Annotated in this window: 19 protein-coding genes; 12 read left to right on the top strand and 7 right to left on the bottom strand. The window is 55.6% G+C overall.

Going from position 1 to position 23,968, the window contains the following annotated elements; translation table 11 throughout:
- Positions 1–17: 17 nt before the first annotated feature.
- Together DJ70_RS13235 and DJ70_RS17040 are read left to right on the top strand one after the other, a co-directional pair.
- A complete protein-coding gene (locus tag DJ70_RS13235; protein ID WP_094533754.1) occupies positions 18–860 on the top strand; it encodes a hypothetical protein in 843 nt (280 codons plus the stop codon).
- A gap of 308 nt (positions 861–1,168) precedes the next feature.
- Positions 1,169–1,927 (top strand): hypothetical protein, encoded by a 759-nt coding sequence (locus DJ70_RS17040; RefSeq protein WP_143421037.1) that lies wholly within the window; start codon positions 1,169–1,171, stop codon positions 1,925–1,927.
- Between the two features lie 151 nt (positions 1,928–2,078).
- On the opposite strand, the gene DJ70_RS13230 is transcribed toward DJ70_RS17040, so the two are convergent.
- Complete coding sequence (locus DJ70_RS13230) at positions 2,079–3,107, bottom strand: Cdc6/Cdc18 family protein (RefSeq protein WP_094533752.1); 1,029 nt, start codon at positions 3,105–3,107, stop codon at positions 2,079–2,081.
- A gap of 155 nt (positions 3,108–3,262) precedes the next feature.
- Positions 3,263–3,478: an exodeoxyribonuclease VII small subunit gene (locus tag DJ70_RS13225; RefSeq protein ID WP_094533750.1), complete on the bottom strand. Its 216-nt coding sequence runs from the start codon at positions 3,476–3,478 to the stop codon at positions 3,263–3,265.
- Between the two features lie 155 nt (positions 3,479–3,633).
- Here DJ70_RS13225 and tnpA point away from each other — a divergent pair, with 155 nt between their 5' ends.
- Together tnpA and DJ70_RS13215 are read left to right on the top strand one after the other, a co-directional pair.
- Positions 3,634–4,023: an IS200/IS605 family transposase gene (gene tnpA, locus DJ70_RS13220; RefSeq protein WP_094533748.1), complete on the top strand. Its 390-nt coding sequence runs from the start codon at positions 3,634–3,636 to the stop codon at positions 4,021–4,023.
- Positions 4,020–5,258 (top strand): RNA-guided endonuclease InsQ/TnpB family protein, encoded by a 1,239-nt coding sequence (locus DJ70_RS13215; protein ID WP_094533746.1) that lies wholly within the window; start codon positions 4,020–4,022, stop codon positions 5,256–5,258. Before tnpA ends, DJ70_RS13215 begins: the two co-directional genes overlap by 4 nt.
- Positions 5,259–5,345: 87 nt before the next feature.
- On the opposite strand, the gene DJ70_RS13210 is transcribed toward DJ70_RS13215, so the two are convergent.
- A complete protein-coding gene (locus tag DJ70_RS13210; RefSeq protein WP_094533744.1) occupies positions 5,346–6,257 on the bottom strand; it encodes an ADP-ribosylglycohydrolase family protein in 912 nt (303 codons plus the stop codon).
- 349 nt (positions 6,258–6,606) lie between these two features.
- Between DJ70_RS13210 and DJ70_RS13205 the strand changes: the two genes are divergently transcribed.
- Positions 6,607–7,857, top strand: coding sequence for an RNA-guided endonuclease InsQ/TnpB family protein (locus DJ70_RS13205; RefSeq protein ID WP_094533742.1), 1,251 nt, complete (start codon positions 6,607–6,609; stop codon positions 7,855–7,857).
- 61 nt (positions 7,858–7,918) lie between these two features.
- Here DJ70_RS13205 and DJ70_RS13200 read toward each other — a convergent pair whose 3' ends face one another.
- Positions 7,919–8,716 carry an alpha/beta fold hydrolase gene (locus DJ70_RS13200; RefSeq protein WP_094533738.1) on the bottom strand — a complete coding sequence of 266 codons (798 nt, stop codon included), beginning with the start codon at positions 8,714–8,716 and terminating at the stop codon, positions 7,919–7,921.
- A 48-nt stretch (positions 8,717–8,764) separates the two neighbouring features.
- Complete coding sequence (locus tag DJ70_RS13195) at positions 8,765–9,190, bottom strand: DUF6884 domain-containing protein (protein WP_094533736.1); 426 nt, start codon at positions 9,188–9,190, stop codon at positions 8,765–8,767.
- A gap of 120 nt (positions 9,191–9,310) precedes the next feature.
- Between DJ70_RS13195 and DJ70_RS13190 the strand changes: the two genes are divergently transcribed.
- On the top strand, positions 9,311–10,558 hold the full coding sequence (locus DJ70_RS13190; protein ID WP_094533734.1) for a hypothetical protein: 1,248 nt from the start codon (positions 9,311–9,313) through the stop codon (positions 10,556–10,558).
- A 36-nt stretch (positions 10,559–10,594) separates the two neighbouring features.
- Here DJ70_RS13190 and DJ70_RS13185 read toward each other — a convergent pair whose 3' ends face one another.
- The gene (locus DJ70_RS13185; RefSeq protein WP_094533800.1) at positions 10,595–11,350 is read right to left on the bottom strand and encodes a glucose 1-dehydrogenase; all 756 of its coding nucleotides are present in this window, start codon (positions 11,348–11,350) and stop codon (positions 10,595–10,597) included.
- Positions 11,351–12,225: 875 nt separating this feature from the next.
- Here DJ70_RS13185 and DJ70_RS13180 point away from each other — a divergent pair.
- Positions 12,226–13,500 carry a Cdc6/Cdc18 family protein gene (locus DJ70_RS13180; RefSeq protein WP_094533798.1) on the top strand — a complete coding sequence of 425 codons (1,275 nt, stop codon included), beginning with the start codon at positions 12,226–12,228 and terminating at the stop codon, positions 13,498–13,500.
- 882 nt (positions 13,501–14,382) lie between these two features.
- Here the strand turns inward: DJ70_RS13180 and DJ70_RS17035 are convergent.
- A complete protein-coding gene (locus tag DJ70_RS17035) occupies positions 14,383–14,652 on the bottom strand; it encodes a hypothetical protein (protein ID WP_143421036.1) in 270 nt (89 codons plus the stop codon).
- 414 nt (positions 14,653–15,066) lie between these two features.
- On the opposite strand from DJ70_RS17035, the gene DJ70_RS13170 reads away from it, so the two are divergent.
- From DJ70_RS13170 to DJ70_RS13150, 5 genes are all read left to right on the top strand, one after another.
- Positions 15,067–15,420: a helix-turn-helix transcriptional regulator gene (locus tag DJ70_RS13170; protein WP_004048685.1), complete on the top strand. Its 354-nt coding sequence runs from the start codon at positions 15,067–15,069 to the stop codon at positions 15,418–15,420.
- 119 nt (positions 15,421–15,539) lie between these two features.
- A complete protein-coding gene (locus DJ70_RS13165) occupies positions 15,540–16,514 on the top strand; it encodes a deoxyhypusine synthase (protein ID WP_004048684.1) in 975 nt (324 codons plus the stop codon).
- Between the two features lie 448 nt (positions 16,515–16,962).
- Positions 16,963–20,295: an ATP-binding protein gene (locus DJ70_RS13160; RefSeq protein ID WP_094533732.1), complete on the top strand. Its 3,333-nt coding sequence runs from the start codon at positions 16,963–16,965 to the stop codon at positions 20,293–20,295.
- A complete protein-coding gene (locus DJ70_RS13155; protein WP_094533730.1) occupies positions 20,292–20,912 on the top strand; it encodes a DUF7680 family protein in 621 nt (206 codons plus the stop codon). Before DJ70_RS13160 ends, DJ70_RS13155 begins: the two co-directional genes overlap by 4 nt.
- A complete protein-coding gene (locus DJ70_RS13150) occupies positions 20,909–23,773 on the top strand; it encodes a DUF1156 domain-containing protein (protein ID WP_094533728.1) in 2,865 nt (954 codons plus the stop codon). Before DJ70_RS13155 ends, DJ70_RS13150 begins: the two co-directional genes overlap by 4 nt.
- Positions 23,774–23,968: the final 195 nt, after the last annotated feature.

Raw genomic sequence — 23,968 nt, 5'->3', positions numbered from 1 at the left:
CCCGGTAACACTACGGTATGAACCCCGAGTCGGTCGCTGCGGCCACGAGCGGACGGACGACGCTGCGGACAATCGCGCAAACGATCGCTATGTCGATCGGAGAGCTGCGGCGCCGCGATCCGGTTCTGTCCGCCGTGGCCGCGATCAACGCTGTCCTGTTCGGTGCCTTTGCCGTCGGAATCGTCTTGGATCCAATGGTCGTCAACGGGGAGCCGGCGTGGCTCAAGCCAGCGAAGTTCGCCGGCTCGATCGCGCTCGTGTGCGCGACGCTCGGCTGGCTCAGTGTCCGCCTCCCGGTTGACCCGGACTTTCGCCGCCGTGTCTCCCGGATCGTCAGCGTCGGTCTCCTCATTGAAATAGTCCTTATCGGCGGACAAGCCGCGCGCGGTGTTGGGTCTCACTTTAATCGGGCGACGGTCCTCGACGGGGCGATCGGGGGCGTCATGGGTGTTACAATTGTCGTCGTCACCGTCGCGATCGGCGCGTTGGCGGTTCGAGCGCGCTACAACGAGTTCGATGTCCACCCAGCGTTCGCCGCGGGCATTCTTCTCGGCATCGGGTGGTTCGTCGTTGGCGCGTTCGAAGGAGCGGCGATGATCGCGATCCAGTCTCGGGTCGTCGAGACGGCGGAGCCGACGGTCCCGGTCGTCGGCTGGCAACTCGTCGGAGACTTCCGCCTAGCGCACTTCGTCGGCCTCCACGCCCTCCAGCTGTTGCCGCTGACTGGCTACCTCGCGGCAGTTGGACACCGCCGGGGCCTCGTCGACCATCCGCGACGCGTGGTATTCCTCGTCGCTACCGGATACGTCGCGGTCCTTTTGACGACCGCCGCCATCGGCGTCGCCCCGGCCTTCGTGTGAACCGCCTCACCCAACTCCCTCGGCACAAATGGGGCTCGCCCCGAGAGTGGGGGTTTGATGCGGGCTCCCAGAAATCCGTCGTCAACGGCTCTGTTGAGAATATTTGGAACTGATAGGATCGGTGTGCGAGATACAGAGGATGAATTCAGCGGAGTAAGCCTCGATAGAACCGGGTTACGATCCTACAGAACGCCATATGAAACCGTTAGAAAATAAGAGAGTGATATAAGCCTCATGAGATATTGATAGGGAGTCCTGGCAGGTTCCGGGGGTCTAAGTGTCCAACTACCCTTTCGTGCGGATATAAAATGTTTCGCGCCGCCGCTGAACAGATAGCAGATTCGTTTGAACGGAATCCGCTTGATTTCGTCGCCGAAGCTGACCTACAAGTCGCCCTCGTTGAGGCACTTCGTACACGTTTGTCACCTGTCAAGGCAGCGGCGACTAACATCACGTTAGAAGGGGGTAGCAATGGGTCATTCAAGCGAGAGTATTGGCGGACCGCTCAGGAACAACTCATGTCGACTGGCCAATTGAATCGAGTACACACTGAGGTGAGTGTCGAGAAGGGGGAGCGCATTGATGTCGTGGTGTTCAACTCCGAGTTGACAAAGCCAATCAAATGGGTTTCTGGAGGGTCAAAACGATTCAATACAGCAGATATTGAATGTGCCTTTGAGCTAAAATTCGTTAAGAACAAGACTTCCTTTCCGAAGCAATCCGGTTTTCCTGTTGGTGAATTAGCATCACAAAACCCATCAGTAGAAACGCTGTTACAGCAGCCAGATTCTGACGAGCCGATACTCGACTTCGATGAGAACAAAATAAGAGCCGACATTCAGGAACTCAATCGACTGGAGGACGTGAACCAGCGGTATCTCTTGCTCTTCTCGAATAATAATTATCTCTATCAGAATCCGACAGCCCGCGAATCAGGCGATTATCGATACGGAGACCTATATCATCGGATGGGGAAAGCAGCACGCGAATGGATGCAACGTGAGGCAACCGAAGGAGTTGAAATCCTCTACGTACATCCGCGTGGAAAAGAATGGATTACGGGGTAGGAACCTCTCTATGAACGACTCGCGCGCTGTATTCAGCACAGCTCCAAAAACATATCATCTACTATGAATTTCAACAGACTTACTCTTTCTCATTAGGAATATGATTCCTATTAGGAAACAGTGTGAAAACTCTGGTGGTGAACCGGCCAAATTACGAAACCGGCGACGCAGCTGCTGAATCGACGAGTGAGTACTCACGATCTCGACTCGTGCCTTCTGCTTCGAGGAGGTTGTACTGTGCCATCTTCGAAAGGTAGGTCCGGACGGTGCGCTTCGTCCGCGGATCGTCGACCGCCTCAGTATAGCGGTCGTGAATCTCGCTGGGTCCAAGCGGGCCGTGGTCGCGAATAATATCGTAGACGACTCGCTGATGCGGCGTGAGCGAGTCGAGGCTCTTCTGCTTAATTTGGGCCCGAGCATCTTCAGCAGCGTCTCGGAGGATGTCGTTAGTGACCTCCTCGTGATTTTCGCGGTCAGCCGTGCTGGCTGCGCTGCGAAGCATTCCGATCGCAAGACGAGCGTCGCCAGCGGCGGCATCAGCGATCTGATAGAGTTGCTCGTCGGTGATAACGCCATTTTCAAGGCCCCACTTCGTTCGAGCACTCAGAATGTCGTAGAGTTGCTCGTTGTGGTACTTGTCCATCCGGACGTGTTCGCTGGAGCGCAGCCGGCTCACAAGGCGGTCGTCGACGCGGCTGAACAGTTCTTCTTCTTTGTTCGCGATACAGATCACCGCGAACTGCTCCATACTGTGGAGGTCGTAGATGAGACTCGGGTCTTCGAGTTGGTCGACCTCGTCGAGGATGACGACGGTTCGAGGACCGTCGTACTGTTGGAGGCGATCAATGAGCTCGTCGTGAGGTGTCGACTGGCGATGGATGTCTATCGTCGCGCCGATGTCGTCGAGGATCTGGTACAGCGTTCGGAAGCGGCTGTAGTTTCGCCAGCAATTCACGTAGGTGGCCTCGACGTCGAGCACTTCCTCGCGGAGCCGTTCGGTAACAAACTTTGAGACACAGGTTTTACCGACACCGCTCGGGCCGGTGACGATGGCCGTGTCAGCCGGCTCGCCGTTCGTGATCGGTTCGAGAACGCTCGAGAGGTGGTTGACTTCGGCGTCGCGATGCTCGACTTCTCGAGGGACGAACCCGGCGCGGAGGACGCGAGCATCACGGATCATTTGTTTCTGCCAGAGTAATTTCCGGTCAGGTTATAAAAACTTCACCGGGTAAGTTCCAGAAAGCTCCTCATCGCTGTTGAAGTGCTTCTTCTATAGTGTCGACGTCTCCCGATTTTGATTGTGGAAACGCTCTGTTTCCGGAAACGTCCGAAAACTCACTCGGCGCGCTCTAGTTCGGCGTCCTCACCGTCGATCTCGATGATATCACCGTCGCCGACGTCCAGCGCGTCATGAAGCTTCTCGAGATGTTCGTCTGCCTCCTCGCGGAGCTCTTTCGCGGTGGTGAGATCAACCTCTCCATCTTCGAGTGTCTCGGCAATCTCTTCAAGTCGATCGATTGTCTCGGCGATGTCGACCTCAGCCTCACTCATGGTCGATAGTTATACAGACACGAGCGCATACCCCCGTCTTTAGGCGGGGGTTAAGCGGACAATAGCCTACACCACCATCGACGACGCCACGGCCGGATTTCCAACAGTTTCATGGGCAGTATTAACTCCCTGTTTGACTACAGTGTGTAACACGGATGAAGACCACACGGCACGCGAGCTACAACCTCAACTACCACATAGTGTGGTTGCCGAAGTACCGTCAATCGGTACTCGTCAACGAGGTCGCCAGCCGTGTGAAAACCATCCTCCACGAAATAGCCGACAGCAAAGGCGTCGAAATTCTTGACCTCATTGTTCAGCCCGATCACGTTCACCTGTTCGTCAGTAGTCCACCCAAGAACGAACCGGCGCTCCTCGCCAACTGGTTCAAGGGCATCTCCTCGCGCAAGTACAACCACCAATACGCCGACCACGACGGCGAGAAAATCGGATGGGTGCGAGGCTACTACGCAGCGACCGCCGGGCACGTTTCGAGCGAGACTGTCGAGAACTACGTCCAGCAACACCAGGAGGGCGGTTCGTGACCAAACTCACGAAGACGCTCGAACTCAAGCTTGTGGATCCGAACGCCCACAAGCGGCGGAAACTCCGAGAAACGCGAGATGCCTACCAGCACGCCCTCCAAGACGCCTTCGACGCCCGATGTACCACGCAGACCGAGGCGAACGATGTGGTGGTCAACTACGACCTGAGCGGGTACGCGAAGAACGCGCTCAAAAAGTACGTCCCACAACTCACGACGACGTACAACGCGGGCGAACTTCACGACGACCACCCTGTCCGCTTCACGAACGAGGGGCTCCGGCTCGACCACAAGCCCGAGAACGCAATCGAGTGGTACGTCAAAATCCCGCACCACGAGGACTACCACCTCTGGATGCCAGCCCAGCCGAACCCCGAACAGCGGGACTGGCTCGAAGCGTTGAATGCTGGCGACGCAAAGATGGGCGAGAGTCGGCTGTTCGAGCGGGGCGGGACGTGGTATCTCCACGTCACCGCCACTCGCGACGTAGAGGAACCTTCCGAGGTATCCGCCGAAGAACGGACGCCCATCGGAGTAGACATCGGGGAAGCGTCACTCGTCACGGTGTGTCACCGCGACGATCACGATTCTCCGACCGCGCCCGAACTGTGGGCCGACGAGGGCAAAACGGTCCGCCGGCTCCGTAAGACCTACTTCACCGCCAAGCGCCGACTCCAGACGCGCGGAAGCGAACGTATCGCGGAGTCGTTCGGTGACGACCTGTGGAACCAGATCGACGACGTGTTCCACCGGGTCACCCGCGAAGTCGTGGAGTACGCTGAGTCCGTCGAGAATCCTGTTCTCGTTCTCGAAGACCTGACTTACATCCGGGAGTCGATGGACTACGGCGAGTACATGAATCGGCGTCTCCACGGATGGGGATTCGCCAAACTCCACGCACAGATACGCTACAAGGCCGTCGAGAAGAGCATCCCCATCGAGACGGTGAACCCGCGTAACACGTCGAAGGAGTGTCACGTTTGCGGTGAGGTAGGATACCGCCCGCGACAGGCGACGTTCAAGTGTACGAACGACGCTTGCTGGATGGGCGAGTACCAAGCGGACGTGAACGGCGCGATAAACATTACAGACCGCTACCTCAGCGGAGAGAGCCATTCAAGAGAACACACGAATGGCGATGACTCGGCTGAGGATGGGGGGCGTTTGACCGCCCCACAAGACAGCCACGCCGATGCTGAGACCCAGCAAGAGACGCGTGGAACGTATGCGTCTTGAAACCTTAAGGCCGTGCTCGGCCTGAAATCCCATGGTGGGATTCCCGCGACTTTAGGCGCGGGAGGAGGTCAAGTCGGGTGGTTTAGTTTATTCCTCTGGTCCTTCGAGCTCCATCGCTAGTGCTTCGAGTTCGTCTACTTCATCAATCACTGCTAACCACTGGTCCGGGAGCTGAGACGCGCCAAATCGGGCACCTGCGATGGCACCTGTGATTGCGCCGATCGTATCGGTGTCTCCACCTCGGTTGACGGCTGTCACAATTGCTTCCTCGGCGTCTGTGGTATGTAGCCCATCGTGGAGTGCTGTCTGGAGTGAGTGGATCACGTAACCCGATGTCTCCAGCAGATCGGGTTGATCGCCACGTGCCAGTGGCCTAAGCGCGGCAGTCAGTTCATCCGGGGCGCTTGCGTCGACGTAATCAAGAGCGTTCCGTAACGGGTTGTCGACATCGTTAAGAAGGCCAGCAAGTGTGAGATTCAAAACGGCGCAACCGTAGGTACACCGTGGATCTGCGTGCGTGATCTGTGAAGATTGTCGACTCACTGTGACAAGTCGCTCCCAGTCGGTTGCGTATGGTATCGCGAGCGGTGGACACCGCATCACACTCCCATTGCCTGCGTTTTGGCCTTCAGGACTAGTCTCCCAGACGTGCTGGCCAGCCTCGTTCCAGTCATCGCCGTGTTTGAGTCGACTCAACGACTTCATGGTCATCCGGCCGATATCGAATGGATTACTGTCGTACCAATCGACAAATCGAGACGCGATATCTGCTGGATCGAACGCTTGCTGCTCAACAAGGCTGCGGGCAATACAGAGGGCCTGTTCGGTATCGTCTGTAATCGTTCCTGCTGGCTGATTCCACGTCCCATGGCCAATCATCTCGTCGAGTTGGCCGTGCTCGGCCGCAATTGAGGATGCTGACGAGAACTCAACCGGTCGGCCAAGCGCATCCCCACACGCCAACCCTAAGAGGATCCCACGGGCTCGATTTGAATTCATACGAAGATCAACCACGGCTTTTGTGGAAAAGTGTGGGTAGTGTGGTGTGCTCTATGGTAGTCATCCTCTGCGGTGTTTTGGACACTCCTGTGTGTCGCTAAGTCCACGGTCAGGTGTCGGCAAACTCGACGAATGAGTGGTTCGGGCTCTCACTCAGTGCGAATCAATGAGCCTGGTAGATGAGACGCTGACCCGTGTGACTGGACACTCTATCTTTCTACGAGGAGAGAACCCCGGCGTTTACTCCGGGAGTGAATCCGACAACGCTGACCCAATCCATCACGAACGGCAGGTTGGATATTCCACGCACATCCACACCATTAAGTTAGTTTGTCTACATAGTCTATGTATGGCGATTAAGGCCACACGCACCTACGTTGGTTCCATCCAGAACCACCAACAGGTCTGTGATGGTCTTGATTCGCTCGGAGACTCTGCCTCGAAAATCTGGAACGTCGCACGATGGACAGCCGACCGTATCTGGGACGCAACCGGCGAGATACCAAACGGTAGTGTGCTGAAATCGTACATGAAAAACCAGTCGTGCTGGAAAGATTTGAACGCACAATCCAGTCAGAAAGTCATCGAAGAACTTTCTGACGCTTTCCAGTCGTGGTTCGACTTGCGACACAACTCCAGTGAGGCGAATCCGCCCGGCTACCGCAAACACGGCGACACTCGACCAAAGAGCACGGTGACGTTCAAAGAAGACGGGTTCAAACACGACCCTGAGAACAACCGGGTCCGGCTCTCGAAAGGCTCTAATCTGAAAGAACACTTCTCGGATTTCCTGCTCTGTGAGTACCAGACTCGACCAGACGTTAATCTCTCAGAAGTCAACAGCGTACAGAACATTCGTGCCGTCTGGACTGGTGAGAGTTGGGAACTCCACTTCGTCTGTAAAGTCGAGCTCGAAACAGCGGATGCGGCTGGCGACGATGTCGCAGGGATCGACCTTGGCATCACCAACATCGCCACGGTCGCGTTCCCCGACGAATACGTGTTGTACCCCGGCAACTCGCTCAAAGAAGACAAACAATACTTTACTAGAGCTGAGTACGACACCGAGGGAGAGAACGGCCCGTCAGAGAAGTCGATGTGGGCGCGTCGGAAACTCTCCGAACGTGAGACACACTTCTACCACACGCTGACGGACGCCATCATCACGGAGTGTGTCGAACGCGGTGTCGGTACGCTCGCGGTGAGTTGGCCTGAAGACGTGCGAGCGTCAGACTGGGGTAAAACCGGCAACAAGAAGTTACACTCGTGGGCATTCGACCGCATCTACCAGTACCTCGAATACAAAGGCGAGATGCGGGGTGTTGAGGTACTGAAAGAGAACGAGTGGAACACTTCAAAAACGTGTTCACGATGTGGAGACGACACGAAATCGAACCGTGTCGAACGTGGCCTGTACGTCTGCTCGTCGTGTGAGTTAGTAGCTAACGCGGATTGTAACGGGGCAGAGAATATGCGTCAGAAGATAACTCCGAGTCCTCACGGCGAGGATAGGAGTAACGGCTGTGTGGCACAGCCATCGACACACTTGTTCGACCGCGAGAGCGGGACGTTTCATACGAGAGAACAGGTCGTGTCGTAGACCGGCAAATATCCCACCTGCGGTACGGGAAGCCTCGCCGTTTACGGCGAGGAGGATGTCACTAGCAGCGTGCTGTGATGAACGACGAAAGGACGTGGTTGAACTGCTCAGGCTCTTCAAGGAACGGACAGTGACCACTATTGGAGAAACGTTCAAGCTGAGCGTCAGGTGTATTGTCGGCAACGTATTCGACACCACCGTTCTCTAGCATCGTTTCGTCTTCACCAAGACACACGAGGGTGGGAACATCCACATCGGGGACCACTTCCCGATAGTCGCGTACTGATTGGTCGAAGAGAATTGCGCTCGTGATCGGTGGTGGGACTCGTGTGATCTCATCGAAGAGCATCTGTTCGACAGCATCTGATTCATCCACGAGCATCTCGTCAATGAGGGACCACGCCAGCTCGTGTGGGCTGGATTGTGCGAGCTCCATGAGTCCGCGAAGTTCATCAAAGCCGAATACACCGTGCTCGTAATCCTCTTGTTCAAGATCGAGTGGCTGTTGTTCAACACTCACGAAGCCCCGGAACCGGTCTGTCCCAAACTGGCGGACGTACTCCCATGCCACAAGCGATCCCATCGACCACCCGACAAGGACAACATCAGAAAGATCCTGTGCGTCAAGGAACGCTTCCAGGTCACGAGCATACTGTGGCAGCGTATGTCCGGTTTCGGTTTTCTCGGAGCGACCGTGGCCTCTGAAATCGAGGGTGATAACCTGATACTCGTCGCTGAGCGATTTCTGTTCGCTGAAGAATCGACTACTCATCAACACCCCGTGGAGGAAAACAACCGGTACTCCGTCGCCATCTGATTCGTAGTACAACTCAGCCCCGTTGACCGATTCCGTTGGCATATTGGCAAATATGTCTAATAGTTGTTAGCTGTTATGACGGCGACGTGTTCAAATGCGATCGTTGTACCACGCGAGGGTTTCACCGAACTGTAACCCGTCGATCGGGACTGTGAATTCAACACTCGTCTCGGAAAGCAACGGTGTGAGTTCCTCGTGGTAATCTCGTCCAGCGTGGAAGACGAGCCGATTCCTGTCACCAAGCAGGCCTTCTTTGCGTAACTGCTCAAACACGGTTTCTGCCCACTCTCGCTTCGTATCCACAGACGCACCACTCAGCGTCTCATCATACGGTTCGATCGGGTCTCCGTCCGGATCGAGCAGATGGTGTTTCGCGGAGAGGATATACCACGTATCGTGATTTGCCTCGACGTACTGCTGTGCCTTCCTGAAAAACGCCGACTCAAGATACAGATTCTTCGGTTTCGCCGCCTCCTCACGCTTACTCTTTGTACAGCTGATGAGTCCGACTTCCATACGGGGCGGTTGTGTTGTCGATCCTATAATCGTATTTGATGAGATGCCTGCGAGTACGCTGTAAGTTCCGAGTGTCTCGATCCCCCCAACTATATCATCTAACCGTCAGTGAACAGGATAATGGCAGTCACACTCGCTGAGCCATCGGTGCTTGCTGCCGCGAAAGACACGCTGTATCCTGCTATCGACACGAGCCCGGATCAGTACGCGGTCACGGAGACGCAGTTCACGCAATCCACATGGGGCGGCTGGACTATTCCGCAGGCGCTTCGAGACCGGCTTGCACCGTACAACACGATCCGGCTTGCTGCCGGCGAACCTGACTTACTCGGCGTCGGGATGCCAGCCACCGAGGTGCTGAACGGTGATGCGGCGACGAAACCAGTCACGGTGATCGAAGCGAAAGGGCATAATTCTGACCCGGCCGCCGCAGACGTCGCTCGCGGTATCACCCAGGCACACGCTCACCTTCCCGAGGTCAACCTTGGATACGTCGCTGCGCCGGCTCCCAGTGTCACCGATACGGCGCGGGCACAAGCGAGGAATCTCAACGTTGGTATCATCGCCGTCGACGACATGGAAACGACCCGCGTCGTCGAGCCCGCCCGTGTTACTGGGGCTGGTGAGTTCTCAACCACGATCGATGCGGTGCGACTCCAAGCAACTACACATCGACTCACCGACGGGAGTTTTCCGGTAAATCACCCGAAAAACTATCTGGGGTACGCGCTCGCGCTTGCTGCTGATGGCGATACTGACGCTGTCTACGCCAACAATGTCATCAACGCCATTTCTGGTGGGCGACGTGGGGCGATTCTGTTGAACCTCGTCGACGATCAGCCCAACGGGGACTCACTCACACACCTTGGCGCAGAAGTTGTGCGCTTCGCCCGCAATCAACACGGTAGTGTCACGGCTGCGCTCGCCGAGTTCGACACGTGGACTGGTAGTCGAACACGGTTCACTGAGCTCGCTCCGCGATGGGCACAGCTCGCACGCTCTGTCGCTATCCAGTACGAGCCGACGCGACTCATCATCACCGCACTCGAACGGCTTCACGAAAACGGGGTCTCTGAGCCGACGCTTGCCGATGTCGCTCTGGAAGCTACGCGTATTAATCAGCCACTCGCCGTTGAGGTGTTCTTCACACAACATCGTCGTGATGCTGTCCTCACCGCTGACGGAGAGATTGCTGAATCAGAGCTTGCTGACCCTACCGTGTATAAATCTGGCATCCACTTCCAATTCAAGTATCAGCTCTACCACCTTGGCATCCTCACTACTGGTGGCACAGACGACAAGGACGCTGTGTTGAGCAACACGTGGCGGTTAGAGTATGCTATCAAGAGCGGGAGCTCTCAAAGCTAATCTTGGAGCGATTATTACACCGATCAATCACTCTTGCTACTGGGCGAGTAAGCCGCCGTCGACAATGATCGGCTGTCCCATCACGTAGGACGCATCCTCGGAACACAGCCAGACGACGGTATCAGCTATCTCTCGGGGATCACCGAGACGGCCTGCGGGGATACCCGCAGTGATGCGGTCCAACTCCTCAGAGTTGTCCTCGCCCGCCTGTTGGACCATCGGCGTGTCGATGACGCCGGGACAGACCGCGTTGAAGCGGATGCCGTCGTCAGCATAATCAACCGTCGCCCGTCGAGTCAGTCCGATAACGCCGTGTTTGCTGGCGGCGTAGTGTGCGCTCCCGTTCGCGCTCACGCCGGCGACCGAAGAGGTGTTCACGACGGCTCCGCCGCCCCGTTCGATCATCTCCGGGATCTCGGCTTTCAGACACCGCCAGACTCCTTTCAAGTTCACGTCGATCATTTGGTCCCACTCCGCCTCGTCGTACTCCGCGAGGCGGGTCCCCTCGTCCGCGATGCCGGCGTTGTTGTGGGCGAAGTCAAGCCCACCATACTCGTCGAGCGCCGTCTGTACCATCGCGGCGACGTCGTCGGAGTCGGTGACGTCTGTCCTGACGAACGTCGCTTCGCCGCCGTCACTCTCAATCATCTCGGTCGTTTCGTGACCGCCGTCCTCGTCGACATCGGCGACGACGACTCTCGCCCCCTCCTCAGCGAACCGAAGTGAGGACTGTCGACCAATTCCCGATCCACCGCCAGTGACGACCGCGACTCCGTCCTGTATCCCGTTCATGATTTTAATCGCCACATCGTTGGACGTGGCCTGGTATCTATTAGCAAACTTTCGTGATATATGTATCGGAAATGTGAGCGAGAGTGAATTACTGGTTCGTGTGCCACAACCATGTCGACGACATTATCGAGAGATATTAATTGAGTCATACAGTGAACTGAGTTTGTGAAGAGAATGTATGATGTGAAAATAAACGGCGTATCTACTATGAGCGGACTACGGGAGATAATATCGGTAGCTCTCACACCCCATATTCGATATGAAATCGAAGATTGACGTAGTAGTTAGATGACTCTCACACACCGTCTTCGATATGAAATTGGTTCTTCCACAGCGAAAATTGCTCTAAATCTAATTTGTACGGTCTAATACGGCAGTATTAGTGTTTTGCTCGAGCATTTCATCTCGAAGAACCTGCTGCCATTCCTCACGATGAAATCTCGTGGACGGGTTCGGACACAGTGTTTTTGTATTTCATTTCGATGACGGGGTGTGTGGACGGGGACAATTTCCGGGCTAAATGATTTCATATCGGCGGAGGGGTGCTCACTTCGAAGAAGATCTACTGCGGACAGGACTCTGAGGTGGGATTTCATTTCGAAGAAGGGGTGTCTGTCTTGCTGTCTGAGATTTCATATCGATGGCGGGGTCTTCACTTCGAAGTTGGTGTGTAATGATATGAAAGAGGCAGGAAATTCATTTCGACGGAGGGGTGTTCATATCGACAACACCCACTTCATTTCGACTCTACCCTCTTCATTTCGACAAAGGTTATTAGCGGTTAGATCACAATGACCGTTATGCAAGGCGACGAACCCGACTCGGGGCAGCCAGATACCGAGTCTGGTGGGTCACAAGAATCCGGATCATCTGTCGTGGATAGCATCCTCGATGGCGACGTACAGACTGTTTTCGAAAACAAGGACCTCGTAGACTCGAGTACGATTGTCGATCAGGATCGGATCTACGGCCGGGACGAGCAACTCGCTGCCGAAGCTCGGGCGTTTCGGGACACTCTCGATGGTGAGCGACCGCCGGATCTGCTTTTGTACGGTCCTAGTGGCACAGGCAAGACGCTGACAGTGAAAGCCGTCGCGAACAAAGTCAAAGAACGAGCTCAGGAGAGCGGTATTGAGTTTGACTTTGTGGCAGTCAATTTCAAAACGATGGAGTCTCACACGCTTGACCGCGCTGTGTGGAAGCTAGGCCACCAGACGGCGCGGAAAGCGGGCGTGGTTTGGGATGTCCCTCGGTCAGGCGTCTCGACCGATATGAAATACACCCGGCTCTACGAAATCGTCGACGATCACTTCGACTCACTCGTGTTCATCCTCGACGAGATCGACGCGCTGACCGGCAGTACGGGCGCAGACGAACCGGCGTACTCTCGACTACTCTATAGTTTGAGCCGAGTCATGTCTGAACAGCATGTTGATACGCAGCTGTCAACGGTGGTTGTCACTAACTACCCGAAGTTCCGCGAGAACCTGGACAGCCGGACTGACAGCTCCTACAATCCGAACGGAATTCACTTCTCGGATTACGACGCCAACGAACTCATCGAAATTCTCGAACGACGTCGAGATGCGTTTAAACAAGACGCCCTCGAAGACGGAGTAATCGAGATCGTGGCTGCGTATGGTGCTCAAAACGAAGGTGACGCGCGTCGCGCGATCGACCTGCTACGAGATGCTGGAGAGATCGCGAACCGGGCAGGCGATACGGTGGTAACGCAGGACCACGTCAGATCGGCAAACGACTCTGTGGTAAAGAATCGGGTCCTTGAGATCGTTGGCGGGATGTCTGTCCAAAAGAAGCTGTCTCTGTACGCTGCCGCACTTGTCGCGAAAGAGAATGAAGGAGCGGCTCCGAGCCCTGTGGTGTACGACATCTACAAAATTCTCTGTGAGGGAAGCGACATGGAAATCTACACACAAGAAACAGTCAACAGCCACATCAATAAGGCCGGAACGTACGGTGTTCTGGAAAGCGAACGGGTCAGTGGTGGATTCAAATCGGGTGTTCACTTGGTTTTCAAGTTCACCGAGCCCGTTGGGGCTGTTCTAGATACATTGAGCGAAGACGAGCGACTCCAAGAGATTCCTGCGAAAGAACTTGTAGAGGTCGTGAAAAGACGGTTGCGGGATTAGTAGTCCGGTCCACATAGCCAGTTCGTACTCTTTATCAACCGGCTGTTTCAGATGTAGTGCGAAATAGTTCGAGGCCCTCGTCATTGAGATATGACTCAATATCCACAATTGGGTGCCCATCTCGGATGAACTGTTTGTAGTCCTCAAACGCGTCGTCGCGACCAGCGGGGAGGATCACGATTCCGGTCATGCTTGAGTGGAAATCATCGGTGGGAGGAAAATAATTGGCTACAACTTCATTGACTCTGTTGACTCGATGGACACGCTGCTACCCTAGGAGAGCGTGAAACAAGATATGGGGCGCAAGAGACCGACCTGGATTTCGTGCCACAGAGCACGTTTTGTTGACTGGTCCGTGTGCGAAAGAAGCCGAGCCATGGGCGCTACAGCCCAGATGCCGCGTCCGCGGCATCCGGGAAAGCCCGAATAGGTGAATCTCTGCTTCACGCACTGGGGAGAGACACGTTACGACCGACGTCAGTCTTAACCTGAGTACTTTTCAACGGTCGACGCGAGTCCCTCGAGGCTCTCCAGGACAGGGTAGTTTATCCGTCTGATGTGAGAATTGCTGTTATGGGTGACCCGGACTCTCCAACCGTCTCGGTATCTCTCTCTGGTCGCACGGATATCCCAGCAGTTCTGAACCGGGCTGGCATCGATCACGTGAGTGTCCATGACCACCGACTCCTTGCTATCTACCATACAGCAATTCTCAATGTAAGGACTGATCCGCATCAGCTATCGGATGCACAAACACTTGAGATTGAATGCTGGGAAGATCCAATTCCATCTCGTGCTGATGGAAAGTCGTCACACGATATTCTTCAGGACTTTAGTGACGTGTTCGACTGAAGATAGGGTATACACTGTTATTGTGACTACTCAGTCGGTGACTCGTTCGCGAGTCACAGCGATGAGTAGCCACAAGAACAGCCACGCGAACAGAAACACGACGAGGAGCCCAGTTGGAGACAGGGCTCCAAGCGGACTCATAAGATCGGCTAACACTGGGAGAGAGAGGAGGAAGATAATTCCAGCCCCCACGCTCCCACCGAGGCACTCAACGAGTGGCCAGACTGCAGTTTCACCTGTTTCAATGTCTCTATCTGGGTGGTGGTGCGACTCTGCCCCCGCATAGCTTGGTGTGGCCATACATACCACCTATCAAAAAATACATATTCGATCGTTATAAATTTGTCTCCGGAAGTCTCAGAGAGTGAAACGGCTTCTTAAGCTGATTTCAGCTCTGGATAAGCCGTACCGCGCTACAACTGGCGACGTGACGAGATGGACAGACAGGCCACGGTCGGTGTCGACTGTGGCGTGGGCTCAGCATTCACTTGTCAGCGATGCCTGCCGCCTCATGTAACATTTACCGCCCCCTATTCACCGGATTTCTACATAAGGCATTGATTTACAATATCGGTTGGATAAACCCGAAAAACGCCCGTTGCGGGTTTGTCGTGCTACCGAGTGGGAAATCAGCACAATAATCTCGGCCAATCTCATAACGAGTGTTAGCGACAGAAAGAACGATTATAATGGATACACGTTAGCTGTTGGAATATGAGTGCGTCACAGGGTGAAGCCGATCTATCAGCGGACGAGCGTGCGGGTCTTGAACTGGTCCGCGAGACGGGTGGGATTCACCAGAGCGACTTTTGGAAAGAGCTGGATGTCTCTTCGCGAAAGGGAAGCCGACTAGTCGAAGCGCTTGAGAGTGCCGAGCTGATCGAGCGTGAGGAAACGGTGTACGAAGGTCAACGGACCTACTATCTCGAACCAACAGCATCTGAGCTTGACTTTTCATTGCTGATGGCGGGTGATATGCTCTCGCCATTCATCGGTGAGGAAGATGTCGATCCGCAGTCAGACGCCTTCTCCCAGTGGCTGATGAACCTCGCGTACGAGAAAGAGTGACTCTGTTCTCAAGGGCTTCTGACGGCTCTTAGTCACCAACTCTCAATTGTTGAGGGTTTCATCAACGGCTTGGAGACCGATTCCGAGTTCTTCAAACCGGCGTCAGATTATCCAGTAGTATGGACAAAGATGACTCTCACAGCGACGTCGTTCCTGGGAGTGATGAGGAACCTGACACGCCGGATGTTCGTGGCTACGACTTTCGTGGAGAATTTGATTTTGGCGAGATGCTCGACGCCTATGGGACAACAGGGTTCCAGGCGACGCAGCTCGCAGAGGCAATCGACATCGCCGAACGTATGCAGGAGGCGGACGCCACTGTCTACCTCACGTTCACGTCAAACATCATCTCGTCGGGGCTGCGCGAGACCGTCGCGTATCTCGTTCGAGAGGGGTATGTGGACGTAGTTATTACGACGTCTGGATCGCTGACCGAGGACGTGATCAAGACGGCAAAGCCATTCAAGATGGGAAAATGGGACGCAGACGAGGCATCGCTCCGTGAGCGTGGGATCAATCGGCTCGGGAATCTCTTCGTTCCTTCTGACCGGTATGTGTGGTTGGAAGAGTATCTGTATGATTTCTTTGAGGACTTTTTCGCAGAGGAGAAAGTGAGAACACCGACGTCGTTCGCACGCGAGTTAGGTGAAACTCTTGAGGATGAGGATTCGGTTCTGAAGCAGGCCGCGGACAACGACGTACCGGTGTACTGTCCAGCGTTGACGGACTCCGAGGTCGGGAACTTCCTCTACTATTACCGTCAAGGGTACGATTCAGAAGTGGGTATTGAGGTTTTGGACGACTATGACTCGCTAATTGAAGATGGGCTGCTCGCGGACTCGACGGGGCTCATCGCGGTGGGGGGTGGAGTACCGAAACACCATGCAATCATGACGAACCTCTTTCGAGGAGGAGCGGATTACGTGGTGTATATCTCAACGGGGATGGAGGGTGATGGGTCATTATCGGGTGCACCGCCGAACGAGGCGGTTTCTTGGGGGAAGATCAAAGAAAACCAGACGAACTACACACAAGTGGAAGCAGAGGCCACACTTGTTTTCCCACTGCTTGTGGCGAAAGCGTTCAAACAATAACCACTCACACACCGGTTTCGGGCCTGCTATGATATCGAGTGGGAGGAATTAGCGCAATAATCACGACCACAAGAAGCTACTTGATCGGTAATCGCTTCTTCCACGATCTCGATCTCCCCGTTAGTGAGCTTGTACAGCTCGCAGACGATCCCTCTCGTCGATCAGATGTTAAGTTTCAGACCACTACTAGACTCGGCAACAGTTATAACATCTTGTGAAAGTGATAGAATCATCTGAATGATTCGGAAGCGAATCACGAACCACACAGGAAGCTTCAGACGGGCAAGTTTATCCAGTCCTGTGATTAACAAACGAGATACGGAAGCCGAGGACGGGACTAAGTTGATGCTGTGGAGACGCCGAATATCGCCTACCCGAATGTTGAAAAGAAACAAAACGGATTCGTTACCGCATCGAGACCAGCAGAATCGAAAACGGCGAGGTCAGAATGAGTAACGCAGAATTTCCAACGCTATTCGACAATTGTACACCGCGAAATGATGTCCTCGACGGAACGCTTCAGGAAGACCAATTTGCAGCTAGTCTAGCTACGGTCGCACACTCTCCTGACGAGGCCGCTCCAGTATATCGCAATGGGGACCTCTTCTTCGATATGACTTACCCAACCGACGGGTTACAGACGCTTCTCAGCAACCTTACCGGGCGATTTCTTGCTAGTGGTGGACATGATAGTGGGGGGTATTCGAACAGCATTCTCTGTCTTGACACCCGGTTCGGAGGGGGTAAGACACACGACTTGATCGCTTCGTATCACCTTGCTACCCATCCGGGTGACATAGAGAATCTCGAAGATCATCTCAACGACGGCGATGAGGGACTCGCTTCGTCCTACCATGATGCTGCCGTCGCCGGGGAGCTTGACGTCGACACTGCGGTCTTCGTCGGCGGGCACGTCGACGGCCGAAACACACGTAGTGACCGCACGGATCCGGACGCCCCGAACACCCGGACCATGTGGGGGGAGATCGCTTATCAGCTCTACGGGTTGGAGGGGTACGAGTACATCAAAGAGTACGATCAAGACCGAAACGCCCCGGGCGGAAATACGCTGAAAGGACTGTTCGAGATCGGCGACGGGGCGTCGCTCGTCCTCATCGACGAAATTGCGGCGTATCTCGAAGCAGCGTCCGCCGTCGAAGTCGGAAACGCAACGCTAGCAAGCCAGACGCTGAGCTTCGTTCTATCACTCCTTGAGACGGCGTCGGAGACGGACGACGTTACCGTCGTGTACAGTATCGCTGACACGGCCTTCGAAGAGGAGGCTGACGAGATCCGAACGCTCGTTGACGAACTCAATCAAATCGGCCGTCGACAACACAAGACGGTCACGCCTACTTCCGAAACGGAGGTGGGACAAGTCCTTCAGCACAGGCTCTTCGAGGAGATTGACCATGACCAAGCTCAGTCTGTCGCAGAGTCATACTTTCAGTTCTACACCGGTGGAGACCGCCAGTTCCCACAGGAAGCTACTGACGCGAGCTTCGTCGACCGGCTTGAACGAGAGTACCCGTTCCATCCGACGATCATCGATACCCTCACCGAGAAGATCGACACGATCCCGAAGTTCCAGCGCACCCGTGGCGCACTGAAGCTCCTCGCTCGGGCCGTATTCTACCTTTGGAACCACCAGCCGGCCAACTACGACCGACACTGGATCCGGCTGTACGATCTGACGCCGGCAGACGATGCTCCGGGCGGCAGCATCGATGGGACCCTCCGAGAGACGCTGTTCGAGTTCGTCGATCTCAGCTCTGCCGTCACTGCTGACATCTACAGTGAGGACGAGAACGCCCACGCACAACTCGAGGACCGTAAGTGGACGGAGAAAGGGATTCCACCGCTCGGAAGCCACCTGACGACAACCGTTCTCTGGCATAGTCTCGCGTACGGCGAGCAGGCAACCGGACTCACACGTGCGGAAATGAACGCGGCGCTCGGTCATCCCGACATCCGCTTCGACAACTACGACTCCGCACTGGACGCGCTGGCCGGAGGCGACATGGGCGTCGCGTGTTACTACCTCTACGACGAGGAGCGCGTCCGGTTCAAGTCTGACCCGAACCTCATTCGTATCATCGACCAGCGGGTCGACAACACCCCCGACGCGCAGGCGCGCTCTCGGTTCGAAGCTCGGCTCGACAGCGAGACAGGGACCGGAGCGTTCGAGCCGGTGTCGCATCCGGAGTCGCCGGCCGACCTTCCGGACAAGGCGTCGACGCCTCAGCTCGCGGTTATGCACATGGATACGGCTCCGGTCACCGAAGAGCTGCTCAACGACGATTCAAACCCGCAGGCGGTCCCGGAGAAGGTCCAGTCACTTTATCAGAAGTCGGCGTCGAAACAGGGCGGGGACGTCCAAAGTCGCGTTTACAAAAACTACGTCCTATTTCTCGCACCCGACGACGAACGTGTGAAGAGTGCGGTCGACGAGGCCCGCCACCTCGAGGCCATCGAGGCGCTGCTCGACGACAGCCAACAGACCGCCGATCTTTCTCCCGACCAGATTGAAGACCTGAAGGAGCGTCGGAAGACGAAGTACGGCCTACTCGGCGAGCTCGTCCGCGGGGTGTACCGCCACCTCTACTACGTTGACCGCGACGGCCTCACGCACATCACTATCAACGCGACCGAGGCCAACGGAGGGACGTCGCTCGTCAACGCTGTCGAAGAGACGCTCGACGACCGGCTGATTCGGGCTGACGCCGGACCCAAGGGCATCGCGTTCTTCAAACAGAAGCTCTGGCAGCAGACCCAGGACTCGATGACGACCCAGCAGCTCGTCGAGCAGTTCGCGAAGAAGCCGGGGCTCCCCTACCTCCTGAGCACGAAGCCCCTCCGGAAGACCGTCGCGAAGATGGTCGACGACGGTGGATACACCTACTGGGACGCGGAGTCCGAAACCGTGTACTGGGACGCCGACGCCGACGATCATCCCGAGAACTGGCGGAAGCGAAGCCCCCTTGCGGAGTCGCCGGACGTTCGGACGTCGATCAGGGACACCGACGTGAAGATCGGGAACGAGTACGTGGTCTACACGGGTATCGAGTCCCTTCTCGACGTTCACCACGACTCGATTCGGCCGCCCGAAGCGGAAAAAGTCCAGTGCGCCGAAGACGGTTGTACGACGATGGTTGAGCCCTCCGGCGACGGGCCGGCGTACTGCGAGGACCACAAAAAGACTATCGAGAAAGCTCGCTGTCAGAGCTGCGGCAAGGAGTACGCCGAGAGCGAGCTCAACGCCCAGGGTATCTGTCCCGACTGCGCGCGACCGTCGGGCTGGGACACCGCGACCAGTCAGATGGCCGCCTCCCGCGCGTTCAACGAAGTGCGAACCCACGCACTCTCGAAAGCGCCTTCAGACGGAACACCTGGTGTCTCGCAGGTCACTGTCGAAGTAATGGGCGAGGACCGACTCTCGAAGGGGTCGTTCATCGCTCAGCGCGACGCATTCACCGACCGTGCGGACGCGGTCTCGGTTCGGATGAGTTACGACGTGAAGACGTCGACTGGGACGAGCTACAGCGCGAGCTACCAAGGCGGACTCGACGACTTCTCCCGCGTGACGAACCAGCCCGACCCGTTCGGCGAGTCGATCAACGTCACGCTGAAGTTCCGCGTCGATCTCGACGAACCCGAAGCCATAACCGACGACGAGGACGACGTGCTCGCAGAGTTACAGGCGGGGCTCGGCCAGACCAACATCGACGTGAAGGTTCAAGCCAGAGGACCGGTCGAAGTACCCCCCGAGGCCACTCAATGACTACCGAATTCGATTCGCCGCACGCCGGGACGCCGACCGAGGACGCTCCCGTGTCCTCGTTCGGGAGCAGCGTCTACGGCGGACGGCCGACGTTCGCGATGGTACGCTGCGAAGGCTCGAACGGCGGCGAGGTGACGCTGTACGAACTCCTTCCCGAGGATCAGGCGGCCGCGCGTCGCGTCCGGCTCGAACGCCGTGGGCGCTCGCTCAGCGTCGAATCCTTCGAAGCGGTCTTCGAGGACTCCACGACCGAGGAGGCGACACGTTGGGACTGGGACGGGTGGACTGCGGTGAAGGTCGCGCGTATCGACGGCGGACGCTTCCGAGCGCTCTCCCCGCTCATCGAGGAGACCGTCGACGGCGCGGAACTCGATCCGTCAGCCGTGACCACCAGCGGTGTCGGCGACCTCTTCCTCCCGGAGACTGTCGGCGTCCGGCTGGCACTCGCGTTCCGCGGCATCAAGCCGCTCCAGCGCGTCGATAGGATGCGTGCCCTCTGTCGCGGCGTCGCTCACATGGGCGACGAGGAGTGTTACTACTGGCATGCGAAGTGTCGGTCCCCGTCCAGTCCGAACGGCGAAAAAGCCCTGCGGACACTGCTGACTGACCACTTATGACAGACCACAACGATGACCTGAAGCCGCTCGCCATTGAAGGGAAGCTCCCACTAAAGGCGGTGGGTATTGAGAATCTACGAGAAGCAAATCCCCAGTATCTTCCTCCACATCGCTATCTCCATCCGTGGTTCGCACGGCGTCCGACTCCTGCCTCCAGATTGGCTATATTGGCGTCAGTGCTACCCAAAGGTGTGAAATCAGATGATCTACTAGACTGGATGCAAATCGGGCCCAAAGAAGGGATTAATGAGGATATTGCAAGTTTTGTGGAAAGGAAGAAAGCCACAGAAAATGAACGAAGTGGCAATCTAGAGAGTCACTATCAATATCCTCGGCCGTTCACTCGCTCTCCTACTAAGGCCCAACGGGAGGAATTACACGAAACGCTGAGGCAACATTGGGACGGAGAAATCCCATCAGTTCTTGATCCAACAGCGGGCGGTGGTGTGATCCCTTACGAGTCACTTCGTTACGGGCTTCCAACACACGCTAATGAACTCAATCCAGTCCCCTCCTTGATCCTCAAAGTGATGCTCGAGTACGCACCCGAGGTTGGGGATATTGAATCAGAGGTTACCAAGTGGGCGGAAGAGGTCAATAGTAGAGCAGCTAGCAAGATTGAAGATTACTTCCCAAGTGACGCGAGGGGACAAACACCGGATAATTACGTCTGTACATACAGCGTCCAATGTAATTCTTGTGGAACCAGTATTCCACTCGTCCCAAAGTGGTGGATACGAACAAGAAGCGATGGAATAGATGTGGTTTCCAAGCCAATAATTGAAGAAGATGGATCGATCACCTATGAAGTTATTGTGGATCCTAGTGAAGGGGATCTAGAAGAGTTTGATCCTAGTGAAGGGCCTGTTTCCCGCGGTGGCGATGCAGAATGTATAAATTGCGGTGTTGTCACAGAGGATGACCAAGTGCGCGCGTGCTTCCAAACTGGTGATTTTGAATACGAGGTATACTGTGTTCGGTACGTTACCGAAGATGGAAGTCACGGCTTCCGATCCCCAACTGAGGAGGATGAGGCAGCGTTTGAAGCTGCTGAAGACAGAATCAACTCAGACTTTGAGCTCTCTACTTTTCTCACTGATCCGATACCAGATGGGAACAAAACCTCGGAACCGAAAAACTATGGAATGGAGGAGTGGCGAGACCTCTTTTCACCTCGGCAATTAGTCTGTAACTACGAGTACGTTAGAGTAATCAACGAGGTTGAGCCATCTATCCGCGAGGAATACGATGATCAGACTGCTGAGTCAATTGTTACACTACTTGTACTTGCCTTTACGAAGCTTATTGACCGAAACATCCGGCTAGCAGATTGGGATACCACAAAGGGGTACCCCAATCCTATGTTTAAAGGGAAGAATTTTGCTTTCAAGCGTGTCTTTGTAGAGAATAACATCTCTGTGGGAGGCCTTGATTTCCTATCAAGTGTAGAGAAAATCTACGGCTCATACTCTGAGCTGGTTGACTACCTCCCTCAGGAATCACAGTCGGCATTCCTTTCTGTAGGTGACGCTCGTTCTTTACCCCAAGAGAACAATAGTATCTCCGCAGTTGTAGCTGATCCACCGTATTACAGTAGTATTCAGTACGCAGAGTTATCTGACGTGTTCTATGTCTGGATGAGAGAGTGTCTCCAAGGTGTGTTCCCGGATGTATTTTCGAGATCTCTCACGGATAAGGACGCAGAAGCTGTGGCCAACCCGGACCGATTTACCGACGTTGCTGGTGAAGGAACCTCAAAGCGAGAGTTGGCAAATCAGGATTATGAGCAGAAGATGAGTGAGATATTTTCAGAACTTTATCGCGTGCTTGAGCCGGGTGGGGTTATGACAGTAATGTTCACTCATAAGGAAACAGATGCCTGGGATACGCTGACTATGTCGCTAATCAACTCCGGGTTCATAATCACATCTACTCACCCAATAACAAGTGAAATGCCACAACGGGCAGGAATGAAGAATAGCGCCTCCGCCGATTCCACTCTCCTCCTCACGGGCCGCAAACCTCACGAAGAAAAGGACCCCGACAACGTGGTTCCTACCCTCTGGAGCGACGTCGAGGCCGACACGCGAGCGGCCGCGAAGGAGGCCGCCCGGGACCTGCTTGAATCCGGAATCTCCCTGACGAAGACCGACGTCATCATCTCGGCGTTCGGGCCAACGCTCCGGGTCTTCGCCGATGCCTACCCCGTTGTCGACGACGAAGACGAGGAAGTTCCCCCGCGGAAGGCCCTTGAAACGGCACGCGAGGCCGTGACCCAAATCCTCGTCGACGAGTACCTGGAGGGGATGGACGTCGACACCCTCGACGACGTCACCGAGTGGTACGTCCTCTGCTGGCTCGTCCACGAGTCCGAGACGTTCTCCTACGACGACGGCCGCCAGCTCGGCCTCGGCATCGGTGTCGACATCGACGAGATCAAGCGCTCGACGAAGACCTGGCGTAAGAGCCGCGGCGACATCAGTCTCCGCGGGCACGACGGTCGCGTCCAGAACATCAACGAGAAGCCCGAAGACCGGTCGAGTCGGCTGCCAATCGACCCGGACGACCTCTCGTTCCCCCGTTCGCTGGACGCCGTCCACGCCGCGATGCACGTCTACGACAAAAAGGGCGAAACGGTGACCATCGAGTGGCTCCGGGAACGAAACTACGACACAGACAGTCAGTTCAAGGCTACGCTGAAGGCGCTGCTTCAGGTACTACCGAAGAACCACGAGGACTGGGAACTCGCTCGCGATCTGGCTGTCGGTCGGACGAGTGACGTGCTCGACCTCGACTTCGGTCCAAACATCTTCGCGGACGATCGCAAGGATACGTCACAGCAGAGTCTCGAAGAGTTCTGACGCAGGCGGGGGATTTCGGCCGTCTATCTACGTTTTTCGCTGTCGGTGGTGTTTCTTGGAAAAGCTTATACACGTATAGGATAGATGTATGGGTGTAAGCGGGTAAGAAGGCCAATGATTCCGCTAGACGGGGCATGAGGCCTTCGGCACCGCTTCAGCGGGTACGGAAGACGATGATTCCGCTAGACGGGGTAT

The sequence above is a fragment of the Halorubrum halodurans genome (genome assembly GCF_002252985.1).
GTDB classification, from domain to species: domain Archaea; phylum Halobacteriota; class Halobacteria; order Halobacteriales; family Haloferacaceae; genus Halorubrum; species Halorubrum halodurans.
Note: the sequence above shows the minus strand (reverse complement) of the source record. Positions and strands in the feature narration are given on the sequence as shown.

What these genes read in the sequence shown, in the direction of transcription:
- DJ70_RS13150 (WP_094533728.1), top strand. Translation starts at nt 20,909, where the DNA reads ATGACAGACCACAACGATGACCTGAAGCCGCTCGCCATTGAAGGGAAG.
- DJ70_RS13205 (WP_094533742.1), top strand. Translation starts at nt 6,607, where the DNA reads ATGGCGATTAAGGCCACACGCACCTACGTTGGTTCCATCCAGAACCAC.
- DJ70_RS13225 (WP_094533750.1), bottom strand. Translation starts at nt 3,478, where the DNA reads ATGAGTGAGGCTGAGGTCGACATCGCCGAGACAATCGATCGACTTGAA.
- DJ70_RS17035 (WP_143421036.1), bottom strand. Translation starts at nt 14,652, where the DNA reads ATGGCCACACCAAGCTATGCGGGGGCAGAGTCGCACCACCACCCAGAT.
- DJ70_RS13165 (WP_004048684.1), top strand. Translation starts at nt 15,540, where the DNA reads ATGGACAAAGATGACTCTCACAGCGACGTCGTTCCTGGGAGTGATGAG.
- DJ70_RS13185 (WP_094533800.1), bottom strand. Translation starts at nt 11,350, where the DNA reads ATGAACGGGATACAGGACGGAGTCGCGGTCGTCACTGGCGGTGGATCG.
- DJ70_RS13160 (WP_094533732.1), top strand. Translation starts at nt 16,963, where the DNA reads ATGAGTAACGCAGAATTTCCAACGCTATTCGACAATTGTACACCGCGA.
- DJ70_RS13155 (WP_094533730.1), top strand. Translation starts at nt 20,292, where the DNA reads ATGACTACCGAATTCGATTCGCCGCACGCCGGGACGCCGACCGAGGAC.
- DJ70_RS13230 (WP_094533752.1), bottom strand. Translation starts at nt 3,107, where the DNA reads ATGATCCGTGATGCTCGCGTCCTCCGCGCCGGGTTCGTCCCTCGAGAA.
- DJ70_RS13195 (WP_094533736.1), bottom strand. Translation starts at nt 9,190, where the DNA reads ATGGAAGTCGGACTCATCAGCTGTACAAAGAGTAAGCGTGAGGAGGCG.
- DJ70_RS13170 (WP_004048685.1), top strand. Translation starts at nt 15,067, where the DNA reads ATGAGTGCGTCACAGGGTGAAGCCGATCTATCAGCGGACGAGCGTGCG.
- tnpA (WP_094533748.1), top strand. Translation starts at nt 3,634, where the DNA reads ATGAAGACCACACGGCACGCGAGCTACAACCTCAACTACCACATAGTG.
- DJ70_RS13235 (WP_094533754.1), top strand. Translation starts at nt 18, where the DNA reads ATGAACCCCGAGTCGGTCGCTGCGGCCACGAGCGGACGGACGACGCTG.
- DJ70_RS13200 (WP_094533738.1), bottom strand. Translation starts at nt 8,716, where the DNA reads ATGCCAACGGAATCGGTCAACGGGGCTGAGTTGTACTACGAATCAGAT.
- DJ70_RS13210 (WP_094533744.1), bottom strand. Translation starts at nt 6,257, where the DNA reads ATGAATTCAAATCGAGCCCGTGGGATCCTCTTAGGGTTGGCGTGTGGG.
- DJ70_RS17040 (WP_143421037.1), top strand. Translation starts at nt 1,169, where the DNA reads ATGTTTCGCGCCGCCGCTGAACAGATAGCAGATTCGTTTGAACGGAAT.
- DJ70_RS13190 (WP_094533734.1), top strand. Translation starts at nt 9,311, where the DNA reads ATGGCAGTCACACTCGCTGAGCCATCGGTGCTTGCTGCCGCGAAAGAC.